Source organism: Halomonas sp. SIMBA_159, from assembly GCF_046536035.1.
GTDB classification, from domain to species: Bacteria; Pseudomonadota; Gammaproteobacteria; order Pseudomonadales; family Halomonadaceae; genus Vreelandella; species Vreelandella venusta_A.
Genome location: NZ_JAWJBT010000763.1, coordinates 1 through 265 on the forward strand (window position 1 = coordinate 1; position 265 = coordinate 265).

At 52.5% G+C, this 265-nt stretch carries 1 protein-coding gene; it reads right to left on the reverse strand.

The genetic code is table 11. The annotated features are described in order from the left end of the window. Positions 1-265 (reverse strand): hypothetical protein (locus tag R0J87_RS21265; RefSeq protein WP_498888776.1); only part of this gene is annotated, 265 nt, incomplete at both ends.

A 265-nucleotide genomic window follows, 5' to 3' on the forward strand; every position in this document is an offset into this window, starting at 1 on the left:
GGTCGCCGCCGTCTGTTTCGTTAGCTGCGCGGAAGAAGTGGTTAAAGCACACTTCGTAGAAAGCCGCAGAAGATTGGAACGAAGCCATGTGGCCACCCAGCTCCAGATCTTTCTTAGAGGCACGCAGTACGATCATTACGGCGTTCCAGCGGATAATTGCACGGATACGACGTTCCAGAGTGGTATCACCAGGATACGCAGGCTCTTGTGCTGCAGGAATGGTATTGATGTAGTTAGTGGTAATGCCCGTTGGCATGTCTACTCC